Source organism: Chryseobacterium sp. CBSDS_008 (assembly GCF_049959325.1).
Lineage (GTDB): Bacteria > Bacteroidota > Bacteroidia > Flavobacteriales > Weeksellaceae > Chryseobacterium.
In genome coordinates this window covers 3,463,615-3,488,923 of sequence record NZ_CP188202.1, presented here as the reverse complement: position 1 = coordinate 3,488,923, position 25,309 = coordinate 3,463,615, and the positions used below count along the sequence as shown (strand labels likewise).

Annotated in this window: 24 protein-coding genes; 12 read left to right on the top strand and 12 right to left on the bottom strand. The window is 37.5% G+C overall.

Annotated elements, in window-relative coordinates:
- Positions 1-148: 148 nt before the first annotated feature.
- Positions 149-1,027 (bottom strand): AraC family transcriptional regulator, encoded by an 879-nt coding sequence (locus tag ACP3T3_RS15815; protein ID WP_426476779.1) that lies wholly within the window; start codon positions 1,025-1,027, stop codon positions 149-151.
- A 420-nt stretch (positions 1,028-1,447) separates the two neighbouring features.
- Between ACP3T3_RS15815 and ACP3T3_RS15810 the strand changes: the two genes are divergently transcribed.
- The 5 genes from ACP3T3_RS15810 (at position 1,448) to fabF (ending at position 5,604) form a co-directional block, all read left to right on the top strand.
- Positions 1,448-1,867, top strand: coding sequence for an OsmC family protein (locus tag ACP3T3_RS15810; protein ID WP_047376298.1), 420 nt, complete (start codon positions 1,448-1,450; stop codon positions 1,865-1,867).
- Between the two features lie 172 nt (positions 1,868-2,039).
- Positions 2,040-2,645 (top strand): TetR/AcrR family transcriptional regulator, encoded by a 606-nt coding sequence (locus ACP3T3_RS15805; RefSeq protein ID WP_426476778.1) that lies wholly within the window; start codon positions 2,040-2,042, stop codon positions 2,643-2,645.
- Positions 2,646-2,655: 10 nt separating this feature from the next.
- On the top strand, positions 2,656-3,924 hold the full coding sequence (locus ACP3T3_RS15800; RefSeq protein ID WP_426476777.1) for an acetyl-CoA C-acetyltransferase: 1,269 nt from the start codon (positions 2,656-2,658) through the stop codon (positions 3,922-3,924).
- 10 nt (positions 3,925-3,934) lie between these two features.
- On the top strand, positions 3,935-4,360 hold the full coding sequence (locus ACP3T3_RS15795; protein ID WP_426476776.1) for a PaaI family thioesterase: 426 nt from the start codon (positions 3,935-3,937) through the stop codon (positions 4,358-4,360).
- 2 nt (positions 4,361-4,362) lie between these two features.
- On the top strand, positions 4,363-5,604 hold the full coding sequence (gene fabF / locus ACP3T3_RS15790; RefSeq protein ID WP_426476775.1) for a beta-ketoacyl-ACP synthase II: 1,242 nt from the start codon (positions 4,363-4,365) through the stop codon (positions 5,602-5,604).
- Between the two features lie 70 nt (positions 5,605-5,674).
- Here fabF and ACP3T3_RS15785 read toward each other — a convergent pair whose 3' ends face one another.
- The 3 genes from ACP3T3_RS15785 to msrB form a co-directional block, all read right to left on the bottom strand.
- Positions 5,675-6,106: a hypothetical protein gene (locus tag ACP3T3_RS15785; protein WP_426476774.1), complete on the bottom strand. Its 432-nt coding sequence runs from the start codon at positions 6,104-6,106 to the stop codon at positions 5,675-5,677.
- Between the two features lie 108 nt (positions 6,107-6,214).
- Positions 6,215-6,970 (bottom strand): murein L,D-transpeptidase catalytic domain family protein, encoded by a 756-nt coding sequence (locus ACP3T3_RS15780; protein WP_426476773.1) that lies wholly within the window; start codon positions 6,968-6,970, stop codon positions 6,215-6,217.
- A 127-nt stretch (positions 6,971-7,097) separates the two neighbouring features.
- Positions 7,098-7,544: a peptide-methionine (R)-S-oxide reductase MsrB gene (msrB, locus tag ACP3T3_RS15775; protein ID WP_426476772.1), complete on the bottom strand. Its 447-nt coding sequence runs from the start codon at positions 7,542-7,544 to the stop codon at positions 7,098-7,100.
- A 176-nt stretch (positions 7,545-7,720) separates the two neighbouring features.
- Between msrB and ACP3T3_RS15770 the strand changes: the two genes are divergently transcribed.
- Both ACP3T3_RS15770 and ACP3T3_RS15765 read left to right on the top strand, forming a co-directional pair.
- Positions 7,721-8,965 carry a DUF445 domain-containing protein gene (locus ACP3T3_RS15770; RefSeq protein WP_426476771.1) on the top strand — a complete coding sequence of 415 codons (1,245 nt, stop codon included), beginning with the start codon at positions 7,721-7,723 and terminating at the stop codon, positions 8,963-8,965.
- Positions 8,966-8,991: 26 nt separating this feature from the next.
- On the top strand, positions 8,992-9,879 hold the full coding sequence (locus ACP3T3_RS15765; RefSeq protein ID WP_426476770.1) for a hypothetical protein: 888 nt from the start codon (positions 8,992-8,994) through the stop codon (positions 9,877-9,879).
- Positions 9,880-9,919: 40 nt separating this feature from the next.
- Here the strand turns inward: ACP3T3_RS15765 and ACP3T3_RS15760 are convergent, their stop codons facing one another.
- The 3 genes from ACP3T3_RS15760 to ACP3T3_RS15750 all read right to left on the bottom strand — a co-directional run bounded on the left by ACP3T3_RS15760 (position 9,920) and on the right by ACP3T3_RS15750 (position 12,600).
- Positions 9,920-10,135 (bottom strand): hypothetical protein, encoded by a 216-nt coding sequence (locus ACP3T3_RS15760; RefSeq protein ID WP_426476769.1) that lies wholly within the window; start codon positions 10,133-10,135, stop codon positions 9,920-9,922.
- 1 nt (position 10,136) lies between these two features.
- Positions 10,137-11,174, bottom strand: coding sequence for a quinone-dependent dihydroorotate dehydrogenase (locus ACP3T3_RS15755; protein ID WP_426476768.1), 1,038 nt, complete (start codon positions 11,172-11,174; stop codon positions 10,137-10,139).
- A 730-nt stretch (positions 11,175-11,904) separates the two neighbouring features.
- A complete protein-coding gene (locus ACP3T3_RS15750; RefSeq protein WP_426476767.1) occupies positions 11,905-12,600 on the bottom strand; it encodes a pseudouridine synthase in 696 nt (231 codons plus the stop codon).
- Between the two features lie 296 nt (positions 12,601-12,896).
- On the opposite strand from ACP3T3_RS15750, the gene ACP3T3_RS15745 reads away from it, so the two are divergent.
- The gene (locus ACP3T3_RS15745; RefSeq protein ID WP_426476766.1) at positions 12,897-14,438 is read left to right on the top strand and encodes a glycine--tRNA ligase; all 1,542 of its coding nucleotides are present in this window, start codon (positions 12,897-12,899) and stop codon (positions 14,436-14,438) included.
- An 83-nt stretch (positions 14,439-14,521) separates the two neighbouring features.
- The gene (locus ACP3T3_RS15740) at positions 14,522-16,051 is read left to right on the top strand and encodes a hypothetical protein (RefSeq protein WP_426476765.1); all 1,530 of its coding nucleotides are present in this window, start codon (positions 14,522-14,524) and stop codon (positions 16,049-16,051) included.
- A 261-nt stretch (positions 16,052-16,312) separates the two neighbouring features.
- Here ACP3T3_RS15740 and ACP3T3_RS15735 read toward each other — a convergent pair whose 3' ends face one another.
- Complete coding sequence (locus ACP3T3_RS15735) at positions 16,313-17,641, bottom strand: M48 family metalloprotease (protein WP_426476764.1); 1,329 nt, start codon at positions 17,639-17,641, stop codon at positions 16,313-16,315.
- Between the two features lie 99 nt (positions 17,642-17,740).
- On the opposite strand from ACP3T3_RS15735, the gene ACP3T3_RS15730 reads away from it, so the two are divergent.
- Genes ACP3T3_RS15730 through ACP3T3_RS15720 form a run of 3 tightly spaced genes read left to right on the top strand, consistent with a single transcriptional unit; the run spans position 17,741 to position 21,062 of the window.
- Entirely contained in the window at positions 17,741-18,874 is a 1,134-nt protein-coding gene (locus ACP3T3_RS15730; protein ID WP_426476763.1) for a serine hydrolase domain-containing protein, read from the top strand.
- A 5-nt stretch (positions 18,875-18,879) separates the two neighbouring features.
- Positions 18,880-19,491, top strand: a complete 612-nt coding sequence (locus ACP3T3_RS15725) for a YdeI/OmpD-associated family protein (protein WP_426476762.1) — start codon at positions 18,880-18,882, stop codon at positions 19,489-19,491.
- A gap of 11 nt (positions 19,492-19,502) precedes the next feature.
- Positions 19,503-21,062 (top strand): helix-turn-helix domain-containing protein, encoded by a 1,560-nt coding sequence (locus ACP3T3_RS15720; RefSeq protein WP_426476761.1) that lies wholly within the window; start codon positions 19,503-19,505, stop codon positions 21,060-21,062.
- Here the strand turns inward: ACP3T3_RS15720 and ACP3T3_RS15715 are convergent, their stop codons facing one another.
- From ACP3T3_RS15715 to ACP3T3_RS15700, 4 genes are all read right to left on the bottom strand, one after another.
- Complete coding sequence (locus ACP3T3_RS15715) at positions 21,063-21,977, bottom strand: hypothetical protein (protein ID WP_426476760.1); 915 nt, start codon at positions 21,975-21,977, stop codon at positions 21,063-21,065.
- 8 nt (positions 21,978-21,985) lie between these two features.
- Complete coding sequence (locus ACP3T3_RS15710) at positions 21,986-22,798, bottom strand: hypothetical protein (protein WP_426476759.1); 813 nt, start codon at positions 22,796-22,798, stop codon at positions 21,986-21,988.
- An 11-nt stretch (positions 22,799-22,809) separates the two neighbouring features.
- On the bottom strand, positions 22,810-23,670 hold the full coding sequence (locus tag ACP3T3_RS15705) for a hypothetical protein (RefSeq protein ID WP_426476758.1): 861 nt from the start codon (positions 23,668-23,670) through the stop codon (positions 22,810-22,812).
- A 233-nt stretch (positions 23,671-23,903) separates the two neighbouring features.
- Positions 23,904-25,175 carry a DUF4113 domain-containing protein gene (locus ACP3T3_RS15700; protein WP_426476757.1) on the bottom strand — a complete coding sequence of 424 codons (1,272 nt, stop codon included), beginning with the start codon at positions 25,173-25,175 and terminating at the stop codon, positions 23,904-23,906.
- Between the last annotated feature and the right edge of the window lie 134 nt (positions 25,176-25,309).

Genomic DNA, 25,309 nt, shown 5'->3' with positions numbered 1-25,309 from the left:
AACCTCTAAATACCAATAAAATACGCCTGATTAAATTCTATCAAAAAAAGAGGATTTATCTTCATTTTATCAAAAATAAAACCGGATTATGTCCGGTTATGTCTTTTATTTTGAGCTGATCATGTAAAAAAGTAAATTCTAAAATGAATTACTCGATTTTTTTAACTCCTTTAAACTGTTCTTTAAATTCTGTGGGAGTTGTTTTTTTGATAGACTTAAATACTTTGTTGAAGTTGGCAATATTATTAAATCCAGCTTCAAAAGCGATCTCAAAAACAGTAAGATTTTTTTCCATCAGCCAGCGTGCAGCATAGCTGATTCTTATCTCATTCAGATAGTTAATGAATGTTTTTCCCGTTCTTTTTTTGATAAATCTGTTGAACGTCACATTGCTCATATTCACCAATGAGGCTGCTTTATCCAGCGTTATTTTATTCTCAAAATTCTTATGGACAAAATCATGGACAACCTTCATTTTATCATTATCAGCAAAAGTCTCGAGTTCAATACTATAGGATGATAAAAGTATTTTATTTTCTGCTACAGCCAATTCGTTCAGAATCTTCATTATTTCTATAAAAGACTCAAAGCTGTTCATCTTGGACAGGTTGAGAAACGAATCTTTTAGTTTCTCAGCAGTTTCGGAAGAAAAAAGAACTCCTCTGATGGAGTCTTTCATCAGATTGTTGATGGGCTTCAGGATATTTTTCTCCATGAGCGACTGTTGAAAGAAATCCTGATTGAACTGTATGGTGATTTCGTGGGTTTTTCTGTTTTTGCATCTGTAATTGGCCCAGCAGTGCGGCAGATTGGGGCCTACCAATACCAACTCTATATTTCCAATTTCTCCGGTATGATCTCCAACCATTCGGCGATACCCTTTTCCTTTGTAGATAAAATTGATTTCAATTTCCGGATGATAATGATATGGAAAGTCGAAAGACGCTTTGATCCTGTCAAACACGAGAAAACTATCCTCAGGAGACAGTGGAGTTATTTCTCTCAGAATATTTTCTAATTCGCTCATACAGGCAGTTATGAAAAAAGATTAAATAATATAGGTTGTGATACAAATCTTTGTAAAAATGATAAAATAATATCAATGTAAAAACTTATTTTCGATTTATTTTATTCCAATCCTGTATGCCAGGCACCAGAATTTTGGGTTTCAATAATTTAATACGGCTTACATCATGCTTTTTTGTATCTTTAGACTAAAGTTAAAGAATGCCACAACAATTTATTGTCGATCTGGAGCATGAAGATCCTGCCTATTTCAACTGGCTTTTCACCAGAAATGAGAAGTATACCCACTAATTTCAAGAAAATTCCTCTTCGGAGAAAAAAGTGCAATATTTAATACCTTTTATCCATTGAATACACCCGAACACAGACCTACCTTTGTAACATCAAAATCAAACAATATTAAATACAAAAAACAAACATTATGAGACGTAACGCAACAGCCGTTTGGAACGGTACCATCAAAGAAGGAAAAGGACATTTAACAACTCAGAGTACAACTTTAAACCAGACTCAATATTCTTTCAACAGCCGTTTTGCGGATGGTGTAGGGACAAACCCTGAAGAATTACTGGCAGCAGCTCACGCCGGATGCTTCACCATGAAACTGGATGCGGAATTATCACAGGCAGGCTACAATCCTGAAGAATTAAAAACAACTTCTGTCATCACCCTTGATCCCAATATCGGAAAGATTACAAAATCTGAACTGACGCTGACTGCTAAAGTTCCGGGAATCTCAGAAGAAGAATTCCAGAAATTTGCCAAGATTGCTGAAGAAGGATGTCCTGTAAGTGCCGCATTCAACTTTGAAATTACATTGAGTGCTACACTAGAGAATTAAGATTCAAAGCATTTATATCAATAGGAACGGGCTTTAGCCCGTTTTTCTATTTTAAAAACAAACCTATTGGCTTTAGCCAAACTTAAACCCATCAATATTTACATCAATTAATTTTATTAATAAAATATACCGAATGGTATATTTTTGTATATTTGCCTATAATTAAGAACCAATGTCGAAGGCAGAAAAAACAAAACAGCATATCATCGAAAAAACAGCAACTCTTTTTAATACAAAGGGTTATATTTCTACATCGCTGTCCGACATAACCCAGGCAACCGGATTGACGAAAGGCAGTATCTATGGAAATTTTGAAAATAAGGATGAAGTAGCTATTGAAGTTTATAAATACAATGCCGGACTGCTCGGAAAAACGCTCAGCCGTTCTTTTGGTGATGAATATCCTACTTCTTTGGATAAACTTCATGCCTTTGTAGATTTTTACCGGAAAAACTGGACGATAGTTTTTGCCAACGGCGGATGCCCGATAATGAATGCGGCCACTGAAGCTGATGATTCTTTTCCTGCACTGAAAACCCAGGTGAGAAGATCTTTCGGGCAGTGGATGAACAAAATATCAGATGCCATTGCTGAAGGACAAAGTAAGGGTGAAATTGACACAAACATCGATGCCGGGCATTACGCTTCCCTATTCATTATGCTGATTGAAGGCGGAATCCTGCTTTCAAAAACTATGGGTGACCAAAGCTTTTTACACCATGCTTTAGACAGAATCACCAGCATGATTGATCATGAACTCAATATTCTTCCATCATAAATAATACAACATGGAAACAAAAAAAGTGGCTATTGTAGGATACAACAGAATTCCTTTTGCCAGAATGAATACCGCTTATTCGGAGCAGGGGAACCAGGATCTCCTGCTTGCTTCATTGAACGGATTGATAGACCGTTATCACTTAAAAGGAAAACGACTCGGAGAAGTTGCCGGCGGTGCAGTAATTAAGCATATCTCAGAAAGCAACCTCATCAGAGAAACCGTTATGAATACGACTCTTGACCCTGCAACTCCCGCATGTGATCTTCAGCAGGCATGTGATACAGGTATTGAAGCCGCTATTTATATTGGAAATAAAATTGCATTAGGACAGATAGAATCCGGTATTGCCTGCGGAGTGGAAGCCATGAGCAACATCCCGTTTGAGTCTTCACCAAGATTAAGAAAAGCCCTGTTAAAAGCCAATAAAGAAAAATCAGCATTCGGAAAATTAAAACAACTGTTAAGCCCAAAACTGAAAGACTGGATGCCGATTCCTTACAAAGGACAGGAACCCAAAACAGGGCTGGTAATGGGAGAGCACACAGAAATTACTGCAAAATATTACAATATTCCAAGAAAAGAACAGGACGAACTGGCTTTAAAAAGTCATCAGAATATGGCAAAAGCGTATGATGAAGGATTCTTTGATGATATGATCACTCCGGCTTTTGGCTTAGATAAAGATAACAACCTGAGACGTGACAGCAGCATTGAAAAGCTTTCACAACTAAAACCTGCTTTTGATAAGCAGAATGGAAGTTTAACGGCAGGAAATTCAACGCCATTTACGGATGGTGCTTCAGCAATTTTACTAGCCAGCGAAGAATGGGCAAAAGCCAATAACCTTCCCATTTTAGCTTATATCAGTTTTTCAGAATTGGCAGGAATAGAATACGTAGAAAATAAACAGGATCTGCTTCTTGCTCCTGTTTTTGCCGCAGAAAGAATGCTTAAAAAAGCAGGGATGAATTTATCTGATTTTGATTATTACGAAATTCACGAAGCATTTGCAGCACAGGTTTTAGCCACCATAAAAATCTGGGAAAATGAGGAACTTGCGCAAAAAATCGGACTGGAAAAAGCTCTGGGAAAAATAGACAGAAGCAAACTGAATGTAAAAGGAGGAAGCCTTGCAGCGGCCCATCCATTTGCAGCAACAGGAGGAAGAATTATCGCAACCTTGGCCAAATTACTTCAGGAAAAAGGCAGCGGAAAGGGATTTATATCCATCTGTGCAGCCCGCGGACAGGGAGTAACCATGATTGTAGAAAAATAAAAACTCAAGTATGGATAGATTAGCACAATTAAAACAATTCATTGGAAAAGAATTTGACCAGTCACCATCTCCTTTTATGAAATGGCTCAATCCCATCGTTCTTTCTGCAGATGAAGGACAATTGGCATTTCAGTATACGGTAAGACCGGAATGGCTGAATCCCATAGGAAACCTTCATGGCGGAGTTACAGCTGCCATAGTAGACGACATCATTGGTGCAACCATGTTTTCATTAAATGAAAATTCTTTCATAACCACTATAAATAATGTCATTGATTATTTTTCAACTGCAAAAGAAAATGATAATATTGTAGCTGAAACTAAAATCATTAAAAGGGGAAAGCAGTTTGTAAACACGCAGTGCGAAATATGGAATGCAGATAAAACCCGCCTAATAGCGAGAGGAACCTCGAATTTATTCAAAATCAATAACTAAGTATGAAAAGAGTTGTCATTACAGGTCTTGGCGCAGTGACGCCTTTGGGAAATAATGTCGAAGAATTTTGGCAAAACAGTATCAATGGAGTGAGTGGAGCAAATAAAATTACTCATTTCGACACAGAAAAATTTAAAGTTCATTTTGCTTGTGAGGTTAAAGGTTTTGATCCAAAAGTTCATTTAACACATAATGAAATCAAGAGAAGTGATTTATTTTCACAATATGCCATGTACTCCACTGCGGAGGCACTCAAAGATTCCGGTCTTGAACTGGAAAATATGGATCCATTTGATGTAGGTGTCATCTGGGGAACAGGACAAGGGGGAATGTGGACATTCGAAAGTGAGGTCATGAATTTTGCAGCTGGGGACGGAACTCCAAGATTCAATCCTTTCTTTGTACCGAAATTTATTGCCAACATGGCATCGGGAATGATCTCCATGAAATATGGTCTTCAGGGGATCAATTATACCACTGTTTCTGCTTGTGCAACAGGAAATACGGCATTAATGGATGCATTCAATTATATCCGTCTTGGAAAAGCAAAAGTAATTGTGAGCGGCGGTTCTGAAGCGGCAATTTCTCCGGCTTCAATCGGAGGATTTTCCATTATGAAAGCCATGTCAACAAGAAATGACGATTTTGCAACCGCCAGCCGTCCTTACGATGCAGAAAGAGATGGTTTTGTGATGGGTGAAGGTTCCGGGACTTTAATTCTGGAAGAATATGAACACGCCAAAGCAAGAGGAGCAAAAATCTATGCAGAATTGGTAGGTGCAGCAATGACAGCGGATGCCTATCACATGACGGCACCTCATCCTGACGGTGTTGGAGCAATCAAAGCAATGCAGCTGGCTCTTAACGAAGCGGGGATCAATGTGGATGATATTGATTATATTAATCCTCATGCCACCTCTACTCCTCTTGGGGATCTGGTTGAGCTGAACGGAATTAATAAATTATTTAAAGGAAGTAAGAATCTTGACATCAGTGCTACAAAATCTATGACCGGCCACCTGTTAGGAGCTGCGGGAGCTGTGGAAGCCATTCTTTCTATTAAAGCGATTCAAAACGGAATTATTCCGCCAACAATTAATCTTCATTCTATTGATGAGAATATTCCGCAGGATATCAATATTGTATTTGGAGAAGCGAAAGAAAAAGATATTACCTATGCTTTAAGTAATGCTTTTGGATTTGGAGGACACAATGCGACTTTAATTTTCAAGAAATTCATATAATTTGAATTAAAATAATTGAAAAATCCCTGTATGGAAATCATGCAGGGATTTTCATATCTTATCTTAATTATTATATAAAATCCGCATCAGGAATGAAAAAGTCATCCTCATGTTCTGAAATCGGGATATAAAGCCTCTCCCATTTTTTACCTTTCACTATATCCCAACTGTGCCCCATACCTTTAAGATCTTCAGCTAAAAGGATGATTCCTGGTTTAATAATAAACGTAGTACCATCTGTTACTTTAAATCTTATATTGCCTTTGATCGTAATAACATATTGCCTTCTGGGTGCCGGATGGCTATTTTTTTCCCATTCTTCCGTTTCATTACTTATCCAGAAACCCTTTGCATTGATATGTTTAAGAGTGGGCATTTTACCTTTCTCAAAAGTACATGAGCCATCAGGATTATTAATCAGTCTTATGGCTGAAATGAATCGTGTAGACATTTCCAGAGCTACACTTATATTTTTGTGATTTTCATCTTGTCCATTCATCATTCTATTACTTTAAGGGTAAAAGGGTTATATAAATGTAATTGTTATTTTCGAATTGCAGGACTATTTTAAAAGAAAAAGAGCAGCCAAATCTGACTGCTCTTTTTTTCTTTATGCTTTCAACCATTCTGAGGAAGAAAGATAATTCTGATCAGGATAATAGATGAACAGACAGTTTTTTCCTTTAATCGTATTGATTATAGACTGCGTCAGTTCTCTTGGGACGGCAGGGCATCCCCAGCTTCTTCCAATTCTTTTGTGCATCGAAGCAAATGCATCACTCACATAATCCGCACCATGCATTACAATTGCTCTTCTGTATGCAGCATCATTAAAGCCCTTATCCATTCCCAATAATTTAAGAGAGTATCCGTTATCACCCTGATATGTTGCATCCGTGATATAAAATCCCAGACTGCTCTGCAGCGAACTTTCCTTGTTAGAAAAATTCGTCGCAAATTCTTCGCCTGTATTTTTTCCGTGTGCCACCAATGAGTTAAACAAAACTTTCTTCTCTTCCAGGTCAATGATCCAAAGTCTTTTTGTGTTAGAAGACATAGAAAAATCGCAGATAGTCAATAAGTGCGAATCCTGGGTAAGCAATCCTGCTTTTTTTAAATTTTCATAGCCAGTCAATGCTTTTGAGAACACTTCATAGTTCAGTTCATGTTCAGGGTCAAATGCAATAGATTGGTACAGTGCTTCTGATGAAGACACAGCTGTTGTGTTCTTCTCAGATTTCGTTTCAGCTACTTTTTCAGTTTTCGTTGTTGTTACATTCTCACTTTTCGCCGCTACTCTTGGGGAAATGTAGAATGAAGTCGTCACCATGTAAACAAGGCCTAATACGCTATAAAATCCTTTCATCCAATACTATATAAATCCAAATTAGTGGGGCAAAATTATAAAAACATAATTACCAAGGGGGTATAACTCTAAAAAGTTTAACGCTATTTAAGAAACTTTAACGTCCTGATTCTGTGAAATAAAGCACTTATTTTTGCGAATCCGGAACAAATTTCAGGCTCACAGAATTCATACAATATCTCAGCCCTGTAGGTTTCGGGCCATCATCGAAAACATGTCCCAGATGGGAATCACATCTTTTGCAGAGCACCTCTACACGGTCCATCCCATAAGACTGATCTCTTACATAATAGACTCCTTCTTTATCCGCTTCAAAGAAACTTGGCCAGCCACAGCTGCTGGAAAATTTTGATGTAGAACGGAACAGATGGTTTCCGCACACCGCACAATAATACTCTCCTATCTCATCAAATTCGTTATATTTTCCTGTAAAAGCTCTTTCTGTTGCAGCTTCTCTGGCAATTGCATATAAATCCGGTGCAAGGATTTTTTTCCATTCATCATTGGAAACATTGAGTTTTGTAGTATCTGTTCTGGAATAGTATGGATTGTTTTTTGCTTCTGTATTTTCCATAGGAGGGGTTTTAAGAGGTTCGTATTTCTGCGTACATGCCTGCAGAAAAAATAATAAGGTGACTGAAACTAAAAATTTCATCGTAAATTTCATTCTTTAACCGCAACAATTTTGAGGTTTAAAAGCTTTTATTAAGATTAAACGGTTTCATAACCAAATTTAGTAAATTTGAGAATATGAATGACGAAGCAAAAAGAAAACAACTCAGAAAATATAAAGCATTTGCCACAGGATTATTTGTACTGATGGCTATTATTTTCATTGTTACCACTATTTTACAGAAGTCTGATAACTCTCATTGGATCGGCTATGTACGGGCATTTGCTGAGGCTGCTATGGTAGGGGCACTTGCTGACTGGTTTGCAGTAACCGCATTATTCCGTCATCCTCTGGGACTTCCTATTCCCCATACCAATCTGATTGAGAACAGTAAACAGAGACTGGGAGACAATCTTGGGAGCTTTGTGGTGGGCAATTTCCTTTCTCCTCAGAATATCCGTCCTTATATCCAAAAACTTAAAGTTTCTAATTTTGTAGGGGAATGGCTGGGGAAGGAAAAGAGCCAGGAGATTCTGATTAAAAACCTTTCAGATATTGTTCTTGATATTCTTAATAGGCTTGATGATTCTACGGTAAGCCAGTTTATCAGTAAGAAGGTTGCTGAAATGACGGATGATATTAAGCTTAATAAAGTGGTTGGAAACGGAATTGGCTATATTCTTGAAAAAAATGACCACCAGAGAATTATCACCAATCTTTCTAAACAGATCAAAGAATACATCATTGAAAACGATGCAATGATTCAGGAACGGGTAAAAAAAGGAAGCTATTCTTTCATTCCATCATTTGTAGACACTAAAATTGCCGATAAAATTGCTGACGGACTTTCTGATTTTTTTAAAGAAATAGAAGAAAACCCCGAGCATGAAGTAAGAGGATTGATTACCCAGAAAATTCATGAATTCTCTGTTGATCTGAAAGAAGATCCGAAATGGGATGAGGAATTTAAAACCATTAAAAACGGACTTCTGAAAAATGATAAACTGGATGAATATTCCAATGATATATGGGTTTCCATTAAAAAAACGCTGATGAAAGAACTTCAGGAAGAAAATTCTTCATTGAAAAACTATCTTTCTAAAAACCTGAATGAGTTTGCTCAAAATTTAAAGACCGACGAAAACCTTCAGAACAAAATTGATCATTGGGTTCGGGTGACGGCTTATAAATATATTCTGAAAAACACCCATCAATTCGGGAACCTCATCAGTACAACTGTTGGGAACTGGCAAGGGAAAGAACTGAGTGAAAAGCTGGAGCTGGAAGTAGGAAAAGATCTTCAGTTTATCCGGGTCAACGGAACGCTGGTTGGAGGGCTGGTCGGACTGATTATCTACACCATCGCTCACTTTTTCATTTAAAGAACTAAAACCACGATCGCTCAGCCATGAAAAAAATTTTCACTGTATTCTTTTTCTTTTCCCTCTCATTTTTTCTCTGCCAGAAGGTTGAATTAAAGAAGGTAACAGATTCTTCCCAAATTTTCAAAGGAGAAATTGCGGGCGTTCCCATTACTATGCAGCTTCATTTTGCAGGAATTGCTGACTGTAGCCTTTATCAGTATTTTGTAGACGGATGGTATTATTATGATAAGTATCAGAAGAAAATTACGGTTACAGGAGTTTATGATTACGGCAAATTGTCATTATACAACTATGGTACTAAGCAAAAAAAGAATTCAAAAATATTAAAAGAACGAATCACATCGCCACAAAGCGTAGAAAAAGCAAATGAAACAGCACAATCATTAGTTCCCAAAGAATATATTATTTTTAATCAAAATGATACTAAAGAAAATATAATCCGGGGGAATTTTTATCCGGATAAAAAAACGCAGCCGGCAAAGCTTTTTACCGGCAATGATATGATTTACCGCTACAATAATTATCTGATATTACCCGATCATAAAAAGATCAATACTTTTGATTTTATTAATCAGCATGGAGGAAATGAATTGATTTCCTATACATCCGGTGAAAGTAGAAACCGGATATTGCTCTATTTTGAACATTCTTCAAATCTCAATGCCTGTGGGAGATGTGGAGCCAGTGAAGGTGAGAAAGGCTACAGGGTTCTTTATTTCACGAAAGACTGGAATTATAAGAATTATGAAGAATTCCTGATAGAAAGCTGCCTTGAAAACATCTATGATGCTGTCAAAACAAAATCCAGAGACGGGCAGACAATACAATATAAAATAAAGAAGTCTGACAGTGTTCCTACCCATATGCTTACCGTAGATATTAAAAATGCATCAGTAGTAAAGTCAAAATAAAAAAGAGAGTCCTGTAAGCTCTCTTTTTATATACTGCATATTATTTCCTTTTAAATTTCTTCAAAAGATTAGAATAAAATTCATCTGTTCCTATTCCTAGTTTCTTTGTTTCAGGAAAAAGAATTTTAACAAGCGGCACTGAAAAGATCAATAAAAAGATTAATTTCATAAGATTACTGCTTTCCCCGTCTTTATCAAAGAAGAACATGATTACAATTCCTATTGCTAAGGCTATAAATGTAAAGATTCTCTTCATGCTATCTCGGTAATCTGCCTGCTCTTTTCAGAATTTCCTTATTGATTTCGTTGATCAGTTCCGGACCTTCATAAATAAATCCTGTGTACAGCTGAACCAATGTTGCTCCTGCATCCAGCTTCTCTATAGCATCTTTTGCAGAATGAATTCCTCCCACCCCAATGATTGGAAATGCTCTGTTACTTTTTTCAGAAAGGTATTTGATCATTTTTGTACTTCTCTCACGGATCGGCTTCCCGCTTAATCCTCCGTTTCCTATCTGCTTCAAAACTTCCGGAGAGGTTTTCAGACCTTCTCTATTGACAGAAGTATTGGAAACTACGATACCATCAATCTTTGTTTCTGCAATCAGGTCAATGATTTCGTCTAACTGATTGTTGTTAAGATCGGGAGCAATTTTAAGCAATATAGGTTTCTGTACAGATTTTGACTGGTTTATTTTCTTTACTTCTGTAATCAGCTCTCTCAGATATTCTACATCTTCAAGTTTGGCGTGGCTTCCTACATTCGGGCAGCTTACATTCAGTACAAAGTAATCTACATGAGGATGAAGGCCTTCGAAACAATCCAGGTAATCCTGGGTATAGTTTTCCAGGCTTGTATCTGTATTTTTTCCAATGTTTCCACCGATGATTATTTTTCCTTTATTGGATTTCAGTTTTTCAATAGCTGCTTCAAGACCATCATTGTTGAATCCCATTCTGTTGATGATTCCGCCGTCTTCAATGAGACGGAACAATCTTTTCTTAGGATTTCCGGCCTGAGCTCTTGGGGTTACCGTTCCGATTTCTACAAATCCAAAACCAAGATCTCCCAATTCATTAAACAAAACAGCATTTTTATCAAAACCGGCAGCCAGTCCTACTGGATTTTTAAATTTTAATCCAAAAACTTCTCTTTCCAGACGTTTGTCTTCAATAGGTTTCGGAAAAAATAATTGAGTGAGAAATCCAAAATTCTTAAGCATTGAAAATGTAAAGTGATGAACATCTTCAGGATCGAAATTGAAAAGAATCGGACGAATGAGCGATTTGTACATTGAAAAAAAGTTTTACAAAATTACTCATTTTAAAATTAATCTTTAATTACCCTGTGATATTTTATCAAAATGTTTGATATATAGTATCTATAAGTTGGAAACGAGAAAGCTATTTTAACGCTATGATCGCTAAGAATTATGAAAATCCTGAAAAAATTTTTGTTCGCAAGGGCGTTTCACTAAGCGAAGTACGCGCTATGAGTCTTTGCTGAACGAAATGCCCTTGCAACCGGAAAGAAACCATTTTTCAATAAACTTTGTGAACATTAAACAATAGCTACGATCTGTCTATGCCGCAAACGAGTAAGCTATTTTAATGCTACAATCGCAAAGAAAGATGACAATTCTGAAAACATTTTCGTTCTCAAAGGCTTTTCATTAGGCGAAGTGTGCGCTATGAGTCTTTGCTGAACGAAGTGCCCCTGCGAACGGAAAGAAACCATTTTTCAATAAACTTTGTGAACATTAAACAATAGCTACGATCTGTCTATGCCGCAACCGAGTAGCTATTTAATGCTACAATCGCAAAGAAAGATGACAATTCTGAAAACATTTTCGTTCGCAAAGGTTTTTTATTAAGTGAAGTACGCACTATCAGTCTTTGCTGAACGAAGTGCCTCAGTGATCGGAAATAAAAATCATGTGTTAGTTAAACTTTGCGAACATTGCGTTAAAAAACCATTACCTGCTGAATGGAGTGAGATTAGTAGATTTGATAGCTTATTTTTAATTAAGAGTACGCACTCAGATCTAGTTTCAGGAGATCTCCTACTCTTTTGAACTCTTCATCTATAGTTGCATTTATTGTAATTCGTTCATTAGAAACAGGATGGTTGAAAATCAATTGATGGGCGTGAAGCGTCATTTTACTGATCTCAAAAGTTTGAAGCCACAATTTATTCTGTTTATTACAGCCGTGCTTTCGGCAGCCTAAAATAGGATGCAGAATATGTTTAAAATGCTTTCTCAACTGATGAAATCTTCCCGTTTCGGGAATAGCTTCTACCAAACAATATCTTGAAGTCTGATGCTTTAAAAAAGGCAAATCTATTTCCGATGTCTGCAAACGGCGGTAGTACGTAACTGCATTTTGCTTCACTTCATTTTCATTGACTAAATCATAATCAATCGTTTCTTCTTCTTTTGCCCAGCCACGAAGGACAGCCAGATATTTCTTCTCCACTTCTCGTGATGCAAACTGTTCGCTCATGACTCTAAGGGTATCTTTATCTAAGGTAAACAGCAGAACACCCGAAGTTTTTCGGTCTAACCGATGTACAGGAAACACTTTTTGGCCGATCTGTTTCTTCAGCTCCTGAATAGCATAAGTATCAGCCTCTCCCGCATAGAAAGATTTATGAACTAATAATCCGCTGGGTTTGTTGATGGCAATAATATGCTCGTCGCGATAAAGAATTTCTAACATGGTACAAAAGTAGAAATTTTCGATTGATATTATATGCTGCCATAACCTAACAGGTTTTGAAAACCTGTTAGGCTTTACAAATTCGTTTATCAATAGCCCCGATCTAAGAGAAAATCCCGCAGTGAGGCGGCGGAGCGAAGCAGAGCCGCCGAGCGAGGAATTGCAACGGAGAGCGGGTTCCCGGCTCCTGAAAAATTAAATTGTCAATATTTGTCTGTTTATTAACTGCTTTTTTTATTGAATCTCATGATTTTGGATCCAAATTGCTATTTTTGCATTTCAGACGTAAAAAAATTATGGCAAAGCAAGAAGATGTTTTCAAGAAAGTGATTTCTCACGCTAAAGAATATGGTTTTATTTTCCCATCGAGTGAGATCTATGATGGTTTATCCGCTGTTTATGATTATGGACAGAACGGTGCCGAACTTAAAAATAATATCAAACAATATTGGTGGAAAGCGATGGTACAGCTTAACGAGAATATTGTGGGTATTGATTCGGCGATCCTAATGCACCCAACGACATGGAAGGCATCAGGCCACGTAGACGCTTTCAACGATCCATTGATTGATAATAAAGATTCTAAGAAGCGTTTCAGAGCAGACGTTTTGGTGGAAGACTATTGTGCTAAAATTGAAGATAAAGAGAACAAAGAAATCGAAAAGGCAGCGAAAAGATTCGGTGATGCTTTCGATAAAGATCAGTTTGTAGCTACGAATCCAAAGATTCTGGAATACAGAGCAAAAAGAGAGGCTATTCTTTCAAGACTGGCAAAATCTCTGGAAAATGAAGACCTTGCTGATGTAAAAGCGTTGATTGAAGAGCTTGAAATTGCAGATCCTGATACAGGTTCTAAAAACTGGACAGAGGTAAGACAGTTCAACCTGATGTTCGGAACAAAGCTGGGAGCTTCTGCTGACAGCGCAATGGATCTTTATCTGAGACCTGAAACCGCTCAGGGTATCTTCGTTAACTTCCTGAATGTACAGAAAACTTCGCGTCATAAGCTTCCTTTCGGTATTGCACAGATTGGTAAGGCGTTCAGAAACGAGATTGTTGCAAGACAGTTTATTTTCAGAATGCGTGAATTCGAACAGATGGAAATGCAGTTTTTTGTAGCTCCGGGAACAGAACTTGAATTCTACGAGCAGTGGAAACAAAAACGTCTGAACTGGCACTTAGCTTTAGGTTTGGGAGACGAGAACTACAGATTCCATGATCATGAGAAACTGGCTCACTATGCAAATGCTGCGGCTGATATTGAATTTAATTTCCCATTTGGATTTAAAGAATTGGAAGGTATTCACTCAAGAACGGATTTCGACTTAAAAGCGCATGAAGAATTTTCAGGAAGAAAGCTTCAGTTCTTTGATCCTGAAAGAAACGAAAACTATGTTCCTTATGTAGTGGAAACTTCAGTAGGTTTAGACAGATTATTCCTTTCTATATTCTCACACTGTTTAAGAGACGAAGTATTGGAAGATGGTTCTGAAAGAACAGTTTTATCTTTACCTCCGGCATTAGCGCCAATTAAAGCCGCTATTCTTCCATTGATGAAGAAAGACGGTTTAGCAGAATATGCAGAAAAGATCTTCAATGATCTGAAATATGATTTCAACTTATTCTATGAGGAGAAAGATGCCATCGGAAAACGGTACAGAAGACAGGATGCCATCGGTACTCCTTACTGTATCACGGTTGATCACGATTCTTTAACGGACCATACCGTAACCATCAGAGACAGAGACACGATGCAGCAGGAAAGAGTTCCTGTTTCAGAGTTGAGAAGGATCATTGATGAGAAAACGAACTTCAGAAATTTACTTTCTAAAATATAGTTGAAAAGCCCTGGTTTCAGGGCTTTTTTTATTTTTAGCAACATATGCGTTAATTTATTACTTTTATCCCTCAAATTTTAACCATGAAAAAAATAACGCTGATCATGTTTGGACTGCTCCAGACATTTGTATTTTCCCAAACCCAGGATTTGACAACACTGGCTGCCGGGGACCATGTGGGAATGAATGCCCTATTCGATGACAAAGACAATCTTTACGGTTACGTTTCTCTATATTCTTACGGAAAATCCGGTGATAAAACCAAAAAGTTTGAATACGTTATACTGGATAAAAACCTCAACCCTGTTGCCAATAAAGAGTTTGAAGGAGATATCACAGCAGCATCCTATTTAGGATATGTTGATTTTAAAGGACAGATTATTCTAAAACCTTCTATGATAGATTATTCCCTCGTAAAAAGCAAAGAGGTATTCACACCTGTTTCTATGGTGATTAATCCGAAAACAAATTCTATTACCAGAAAAATATATTATGACTATCTGGAAGACGGTACTTTCAAAGAGATCAACGAGCCGAAAAGCTGGAAAGAACAGCGTAAGGAAAACCGTGATGAGAAAAAAGAGAAAGGCTATAACTACATTTCTGCCGTAGGAGAACTGAAAGAAGGAGGTTATTTTGCTGTTGAATACAAAGATTACGGAAAGTACGAAAACAGCAACAGCCTTATGAAATTTGATGAAAACAAAAAAGAGGTATGGAGATATAAATACAACACGGATGGAAGCAAAAAGTCTTACACAATTTTATCTGTGCTGGAACGAGACGAGAATTATATGTACTGCATCATGAAAAGAGTGAGTGACAAACAGAAAACATTCAGTCTCATGGTTCTTGATATGAAAACCGGAAAAGAAAAGTCCAACAAACCGGTTACCGGATTATCTGATGATACAATAGACAATATTGAATCCTTCTATTCTAATTACAGAAAGATTGACAATGATAAAACCTTTGATGATAAAGTGGTTCTGCTGGGAAGAAATTATGACAACTTGGAATCGGTAGGATTTGCCAGAATGATCCTCAACAAATCTGATTTTTCAGTAGATACCAAAGTCATCAATTATGAGCCCAATATCGCTGCTTTTCTTCCAAAAGTCAATAAATACGGTATGGTAGAAAGCGGTTATATGCTTCAGACCAAAGATATGTACTTCATGAACGACGGAAGTGTCGGTATTTTATCAGAAAAATATAAACCGGCAGGTCAATATAACGCTCCGAAGACTACTGATCTTGTGTATATCTATACCGATAAAGATTTCAAAGTGAAAAATGTACAGGTTTTTGAAAAAGAAAAATCAAAATGGGTAAACAGTGATTATCTGTTCTCACAGTACCTCAACGGTGGAAAAGACGTGGTATTTTTCTACCGCGATTATCAAAAAGATGAAGTCACCAAACAGAAAAGATGGAACCTGTTTATCAATACTATTATTGATGGAAAATTCAAACAGGAGATTATTCCTATTTCTGAAAAAGACAATTATGCCGTGACTCCGTATGTGGGAAAAGAAGGCTATATTTTGCTTCGGGAGTATAATGAGAAAGAAAAATTCAATAAGATCCGTTTGGAGAAATTAAATTACTAAAAAGGAAGAGCCTGTCTCAAAAGTGTCATTCTGAATACAGACTGAAGTCTGCGAACGCAGTTCAGAAGTGTAATAAAGAATCTCATACTTCTGGTTATCAATGAGATTCCTCCTTCGCCAGAATGACAAAAGCCAAATTATTTGATTTTTGAGACAGCCTCTTTTTATTTTAAGTTTTGGCTAAAGCCAGTGGAATTTTATATTATTTCAAAAACGGGCTAAAGCCCGTTTCTATTGATGTTTTAACTATTTATATCAAGATCAGTTTACCTTTGCTATAGTTTCATTTGCCTGATAAAAGTCTGCAATATTTTTTATTTCATCAAGGCTTAAGTTCCACATAAAATTCAGGAACTGCTGGTAGCTTTCACTTTGATTTTTGGGTTCTATTCTATCCAGATACCGGTTCAGGTTATAGTTTTTTCTCGCTTCATATATTTTAGAGAAGCATCTTCCCAACCAGCTTTTATAATACTTTTCTTCCTCATCATCCTGCAAAAACTGCATGGCCGTATAAATTCCCAGGCCATAATCCTCTGAATGAAAATAGTTGGGCAGAATTTCCATTCTGGCTGTTTTCTTTAATGTTACAAACAGATCCGAAGGTTTTTCAGGAACAGCTGGTGTTTTAAGCTCTGCAAAAGTCTTTTTGAGCATTTCAATCCTTCTGGATACTTCAGGATGTGACGCCAGAGAATCTATATTCAGTTTTTCTTTGTAGAAATTATAATTGTACAGAGAGAAATCTTCCTTTTTCATCCACTTTTCATTGAAAGCCTGCTTGGGAAGATTAAAGAGCTTTTTATAAGTCTCCACCTTCAGCTCCCTGGGTGAAATGGTATCAAAATCCTGCAGTCTTTGAAGAGCATTTACGAATTCCGTTTTCCTGAAATCACTGTTTTTGAAAATAACATAGCCCAGAGAGTCTGCCTGCATTTCACTTTGTCTTCTTTCTACTCCTTTTTTATAGACCGTATTTTTAAAAATGTCAAAAGCCTTCTGATTCCGGCTCTGACTTCTGCTTTCTGTTGTTGATTTTATACCTTGAACCAGAACTTTATCCTGCTTATCCTGTTCAATAATTTTTAAAAAAGTTTTCAGGGAATGTTCTTCTAGTTTGTGTCCCAGCTCATGAGAAATTACAGCAGCAATCTGCTCTTCATTGTGCAGCCAGCTGTAAAGACCCATATTAATTACAAAAGTGCCGTCAGCAAGGCAATAGGCATTGGGAGTATTGTCCTTGGCAATCAGAATTTTCAGGTCCTGAGGTATTTTAGGATTATTCTTTTTAAGACGCTGAATCATAGACTGTATACTGGCTTCAAATTCAGATTTAAAGATAAAATCCTTATTCTTCACCTGCTTTTCAAATTCAGTTCCGAATTCTTTATAAATTTTGGATAATTCTGAACCTGTTTTCCCGGAATACCGGGCCTTTAACCTCTTTACAGCTTCCTCATTATTCCCTTCAAAATTCTTTAAAAATGCCTTTCTCTGTGTATAATCTGCAGTATCTATCGGTTTATAAATCTGTGCTATTGCCATCATCGACAATAGTAAATACCCTAATACAATTAATTTTCTGGTCATAGTTTTCATCAATAAGAGCAAAAATAATGTATTTGATGATTGATTTTAATTTTTATAGCCAAATTATTCTAAATTTGTTAAAGACCCATTCATGAAAAAATGAGAATACTAAAGTATATGATAGGCGGAGCTGTAGCAGGTGCTGCAGCAGCTTATTTTCTGGGATATGATTATTTATTTAGTGGTATTTCCAAAACCTATCTTAAAGGAAGATCAAGCGCACATATTGATGATGGAAATCTTTTCCCAAGTAATCCTATTGCGACAGAAGAACCCCTACTCTGGGAAGAAGATCCGGACTACAATAAAAAGGAATTACCTAAACATTTTGTTGAAAACTTAAAACACTCCAAAACAGCCGCTTTTGTAGTGATCAGAAATGGGAAGATTCTTCATGAGCAGTATTGGGACGGCTATAATCAGCTTTCACAGACCAATTCTTTTTCGATGGCAAAAGCAGTAACAGTCATGCTATTGGGAAAAGCGCTGGAAGAAGGCGTTATTCCGACTATTGATGAAAGGCTTTCTGATTTTTATCCTGAATTTAAAAATAAATCTTTCGGAAATCAGGTTACTCTTAAAAACTTAGCCCAAATGGAAGCCGGACTGGACTGGGATGAAAATTACAATAATCCGTTTCTTCCCAATGCCAGAGCTTATTATGGAAAAAGCCTTGTAAAAGCTGTGTTTTCGAGAAAATTTAAAGAAGAACCGGGAATCAGGTTCGAATATCAAAGCGGTTCTACACAACTTCTTGGTTTTGCACTCCGAAAAGCACTGGATAAACCGTTGGCAAGCTATTTATCAGAGAAATTCTGGGTTCCTCTGGGAATGGAACAGAATGCTAAATGGAGCACGGACGATTACGGCATGGAAAAAACCTATTGCTGTATTCATTCCAATGCAAGAGATTTTGCCAAGCTGGGACAGTTATTTCTGGATGACGGAAAAGCAGGGGATCTGCAGATCCTCAATGCAGAATTTATTGAGCAGATGAGAACTCCTACAGAAAAGTCTGAAAACATTTATGGAATGGGACTTTGGATCAATCATGACAACCCGATCAAACATTATTATTTCCTGGGATTGCAGGGACAATATATAATTATGGTTCCCGAACACAATATCGTTATTGTAAAAACCGGAAGCTATTTTAACAACCCTAAAAATGACAGAGGAAGACCTGACCAGGTAAAATTCCTTGTTAATGAAATTGTACAATTATTCCAATAAATACTATGGAAAAATACAGCGTAAAAGTTGATGAATACCTTGAAAAATCTCCGGGTTTTGCACAACCGATCTTACAATATCTCCGTGAAATCATTCATGAAACATGCCCCGATGCAGAAGAAGCTATCAAATGGAAATTCCCAACTTTTATGTATAAAGGGAAAATCCTGTGTTCTATCACCGCTTTCAAGCAGTATTGCAGCCTGGGATTCTGGCTTCATCAGGAAATGAAAACTTTACAGGAAATAGAAACAACAGCCGAAAAAAATTCACTATTCAGTTTAGGAAAAATAACCTGCATTGAAGATCTTCCATCCCGGGCTCAGCTGAAAATCGCTATCCAAGAAGCCATGGAACTTACAGACATGGGATTTACTATGAAAAAGGCTCCTCCATCCAAAGTAGAAATGGAAGTTCCGGATTATTTTCAGTCAGCATTAAATGCCCGGCCAAAAGCAAAAGAAATTTTTGAAAAAGCGTCACCTTCTTTCAGAAAAGAGTATATTGCATGGGTTACAGAAGCCAAAACAGAAACTACCCGAAATAAAAGATTGTTCCAATCTTTGGAATGGATAGCCGAAGGTAAAGGCCGGAACTGGAAATACCAGAAAAAATAAAAACACACACAATGAAGAAAAAAAATATTCTCTTTTTCTTCCTTATTATTTCAATTTTTACATTTGCTCAGACATTTGATTTTGAGTGGCAGTATAAGTATGCCCGAACGCTTTCATCAAAAAATCCGGACAGCTCAGAAATTGTTCTGAATAAGATTATAGATTCTGCTCAGAAAAGGAATCTCCCGGAATTTCTTGCAAAGGCTTATTATTTAAAGTCTTTCAACAGCTATTTGAAATCGGATGCTGAAAAGAGCCTTGATTTTGCTGATAAAGCACTGAAAATATCTACTCAAAGCAATTACAGCATTGGGAAGGCACTGGCGTACAGAATGCAGGGAACTCAATATGCAAAACTCGGACTGCTTAAGGAATCTTCCACAAGCCTTCGAAATGCTCTGACGGAAGTAAAAAATAATAATACGGAAGAGGGACATGAGCTGAAAGGAATGATCTTTAATTCTTTTTTAATCCTTCTCAATAAGGACCAGTATAAAGAGAAAGAGTACTATTCTAAAAGTGCAATTCAGGAATTTCAGAAGCTTAACAATGCAGCCAGACGGAATGAACTGCTGATTTCCGCTTATACCAATATGGGATACAATTTATCTGAGGTAAAAAAATTCAAGGAAGCCAAATATTATTTTGTAAACGCTCTTTCATTGGTAGGAGAAAACAATTATTATCTTCGGGCCAACATTCTTAATGATATCGGATTTTCGTTTTCCAAACAGAATAAGCCGGACAGTGCAGTCCTGTATTACCGGAAATCTCTGGCCATTACAGATCAGTATGGTTTTAATGAAAAAAAAATTGAGGTTACCAAAAATCTTGAAGAAGCCTATACCCAGCTTCACGACCGCCCCAATACCGAGAAATATAAGCTTGAGAATCTCAAATTAAAAGACAGCATCGCCTACAACAAGGCCATGGCCGTTAACACAACATTATCAAAAAAAGAGGAGAACTTTCATCAGCAACTCACAGAAAGCTACAGCATTTCAAAAGGACTTATTATAGCATGCCTTGCTTTGATGACTGTTTTAGGAGCGGCGATTTTCAATACCATCCGTCTCCGTAAAAAACATAAAGAAGCGGTTGCCAAAATTTACAGAGAAGGGATTTCTCCTGTTGTGTATGAGGAAGATCCACAGGAAGCTTCTGAAGATATTCAGACAAAAAATGCCTCTACTCCGGCAGAAATAAAAATTTCGTCTGAAGTAGAGGAACATATTTTAAACGGATTAAAAATATTTGAGGAGAGCCTTGAATTTAACAACAAAAACATTTCACGGTACAATCTCGCAAACACCCTGAATATCAACACCAAGTACCTTTCAACAGTTATTAAGAAACATAAAAAATTTAATTTCAATCAATACATTAATCATCTGAGGATCAATTATATTGTCAATCAGCTGAAAAACGAACCTCAATACAGAAAGTATAAGATCAATCACCTTGCTGAAATCACAGGATATTCATCTCACAGTGCTTTTTCTCTTGAGTTCAAGAAGATCACAGGACTGCATCCGTCTGCCTTTATTAAAACCCTTGATGAGATCTCCTGATTACTGTTCTGCTATGGTCAGATTATTATAACCTCCCGTATTATTAAGCGAAAAATTCGCAACATTTGAATTATTTAAATTAAACCAGATATAAGGCATCAGCCTCTGCCCTGCCGTCATATAGAACGAAGCCGTGCAGTTACTTCCTGCATCAATATTTCCTACACTGTTTGAGGACATCGTATTGGCACATTTTACGGTGTTGACAATATTGGTAGCAGCCAATCCTGTTGTATTATCATAAAGCTGCCAGATCGCTTCTATCTGAATAGGATTTAGAGGATCAGCAGTATAATTAATAGCCAACGGAGCCAGATCCGTAGTGAAAGTAGCAACATACATTCCGTTCCTGGGGGCTGTAAAGATTCCTGTAGCGGCATTGAAGCTCGTCCCGGAATTACTTTCAAAGGTCTTGCTCCAGTCTACAAGATAATTACTGGCTCTGTTCTGCAAACCTGCGGTTATAGTTGGTGTAGAAGGAGTTGCCAGCTTTACGTTATTCGTCGTTTTAGCCGCAATAACAATTACTTTATTGCTAACCGGCTGCGCCGTCAGCAAAGGAAGCCATTCATTTCCGTTGGAATATTCCACTCCACTGTTATAGCGTACTGCACCTTCATCTGCCACAACCGCTGTAAGTGTGGAAGCTCCAAAGCCGATCGCTCCGTTTCCGGAATTTCTGGCATCCACCTTTACCGCCGGATTGAGAGTTCCCACGCCTACTTTTCCCGAACTGCTCACAATAATATCATTGCTCTGCTGAGCCGGAGTAAATGTAGATCCTGATGAAGGATTATCTTTTTGCCCATCAATATGCAGAATGCCCTGTGGGTTTGGGGTATTGATTCCAACCTGTGAAAATGCATATTGGAAGCTTAAAGTCATTAAAATCAGTAAACAATTCTTTTTCATCATTTATTTTTTTATAATCCGAAAATACTTAAAGAAGTAAGTGTAGAATCCGTGTCCAGTGTTTTTGAACTTCCCAGTTTTTGATTCAGGCTTACGGTAATATTATCTCCCTGGTTCAGGTTAAAAATTCCGGAGCAGTTCCCTGCAACGCGGTTTCCGATCGTATTATTTCCAGGATAGCTTCCTACACATTTGAAAACCTTACCGGTTGCAGAAGAGGTAGAATTGGTTTGAATTAATGTTTCATATCTTGAATCGTCCGCAATACTTCCGGAAGCCAGTGAAAAGGTAAAGGACGCGATATATACTCCCGTTTTTGAAGCGGTAAAAGTTCCTGTACCTGCATTAAAACTGCTATTTACATCGGTTTTTTTAGTCCAGCCGGTAACAGTAGTCGGAATCCCGTTACTGAAACTTTGTATGGAAGCATTTTCGGCATCCACAAAATCATTGGCCGCCTTATGAGCCAATACTACCCAGGCCGTTCCGTTAGAAAAACTTAAATCCTGAGTTCCGGAATTATACCTCATCGCTCCGGCCTTTGCTGCAGAAGCAGATTGTGAGGTCCCTCCGATTCCCATTGCATTTAAACGTTCGCCTGATCTGAGATCCAGCCTTATTTTCGGAGATTTTGTTCCTACCCCTACATTTCCTGAAGGGGTAATCACTACGTCATCATAATACCCGGAAGGTATTGAAACATTTGTATTTTTCTGGCTGTCAATGTGTACTGTTCCTTCCGGAGAAGACATATTGATTCCTACCTGGGCTTTTACCCCTATGCCAAAGCAAATGAGTAAAGCCAGTCCTAATTTTTTTCGCATATCAGAATGTGTTATTGTTCTACAATAGAAAGATTTACAAAGCCATATTCATTGCTTGCAGAAGATGTATCTGTTCTCAGGCTCAGGCTGCCGTTATAAACCGACTGGTAGATATAGGGCTGCAGAGTATCGCCTTTATTCAGCTGAACTCCGGCTACGCAAGAGCCTGCTACCTGTGCCTGTTTTGAAATATTTGAATAAGATTTTACGCATTTTTTTACGGCATTGCTTCCGTTTACAACATATCTTGCTTCTGAAAAATAGCCCGAAACTATCGGGATTCTTACAAAATCATACGTAAAAGAAACAAGATACACTCCGGTTCTTGGGGCTGTAAAAACGCCTGTTCCGGGAGTAAAATTTCCTGTGGGATCAGAAACTTCCGTCCATCCTGCAATACCTGTAGAAACCTGATAGGGAATTTTAACCGCAAAGTTCGCTTCCTGAAGATTGGCTACTACTACGGCTTTGGTAGGGGAAGAAATAAGGTCCTGCCATACCACACCGTCTGAATACTGCAACTTACCTCCATTCAGCGGGTTATATCTCACTGCACCTCCACCCGCCGCTGAGGCGGTCTGACTTGTCTCTCCTATTCCGATAGAGTTGTCTGTATTTGCTACTGAACGTGTATCTATCTTAACGGCTGGCGTTAGGGTCCCGATTCCTATTTCTCCGGCAGAAGTGATGGCAACATCATTGGCAATTTGTGCAGAAGATGGAACTCCGGATGAGGGATTATCTTTTGCCCCATCCACATGAAAAGTGGTTTGGGGATTTGAGGTATTAATACCTACTTGAGCTTTTGAGTAGCTTATGGTAAAGCACAGAGGAATCAGGATCCCCTTCATCAAAATACTTTGATTTTTCATGTAATTTGTGGTTTTTAAATCGTGTACAATTCTTGGCCAAAGATACATGTAAAAGCACGTCTTATACAATAGCTCTATTTACCCGAAAACACATAAAATACTGATTAACAACAAAATAACATATAACTTTACATTATCAAAATACGGAATTTTACTATTTAAATAAAACTCATATGCTATTTTATTGGAAATTTTTGAAGAATTTTTGTTTTTTCAAAGAAAAAATTTTAGTCTCAATGGAACCTAAAGTTCGCTTCCGGCAATGTATTCTTTTTCAGGAAGGCTTCATATTCGGGGGATAGTTGTGCACGGCCAAATGTATTTTCCCCGCTCATGCTTCCGAGACGCACTTTATCCTTTCCATATTTTCGGTTCATGGCGTCCATGGCTTTCATCACGGGAAGATGCTGGTTTTGAATATCTTCCTCAAAAAGGCCAATCTGTCTCTGATCTTCGGGAACAAAATCATTCACCATGACCCCTGCCCTTTTATAGTGAAAGCCATCTCTGTAAACGGCCTCAAAAAGTTCATTCACTACTCTTCCGATTAAGATCGACGAATTGGTAGGATTAGAAAGAATCCTGGTCATTGCATTTTTGTACTCGGGAAGATCTTTTCTAAAACGGTTGGTCTGTACAAAAACAGTAATCATTTTGCAGCAGGTATTCTGCTTTCTCAGCCTTTCTGAGCAATACATTCCAAAAGTTTCTACCCTTTCTCTTACTTCTTCTTTATTGGTAAGCATCTGCATGAAACTTCGGGTAACGGCTATGGATTTTTTGGGCGAAGGCGCATCCAGTTCCAGCTGACGGATTCCCTTCAGCTCATTGATCATTCTTACTCCATGAATTCCCATTACTTTCCTGACCCACATTTCAGGTTTCTGAAGAAGATCCCAGGCTTTATATACACCACTGTCATTCATTTTGGCGGCGAGCCTTCTTCCTATTCCCCATACATCTCCTATGTTGAGCCATTTCAAAGCTTTTTCAATTTTTTCAGGAGTATCCATGATATACACTCCTTTAAAATTATCCGGAAATTCTTTTACGATTCTGTTGGCTACCTTACATAAGGTTTTGGTAGGAGCAATTCCTATACTTACCGGAATATTTTCTTTCTCATCAATCTCTTTTTTGATTTTAAGACAATATGTGTAAATATCAATGTATTTGAATCCCGTTAAATCAAGGAAAAGCTCATCGATACTGTAGACTTCATGATCCAGAACATAGGATTTGGCAATATTGATGACCTGCTGGCTTTTATAATTATAGAGTTCGAATTTTGCGGAAAAACTTTTAACATCATGTTTCTGAAAAAGCTCTTTGTACTTGAATGCAGGAGCTGCCATAGGAATTCCCAGGTCTTTTGCTTCTTTACTTCTGGACACAACGCACCCATCGTTGTTGGAAAGAACCACAACGGGTTTGCCTTCAAGATCAGGATCCAAAGTCCTTTCACACGAAACAAAAAAATTGTTACAATCTACCAGAGCGTACATGACAATTGTATAGTAAATATCTATGCAAAATTATAGTTTTTAAAGAATAAAATAACCTTTTAGACTATAATTAACATCATATTTAACAATCTGAAAAACAAACATATAAAATTTTCAAATACGACATCTTTTGT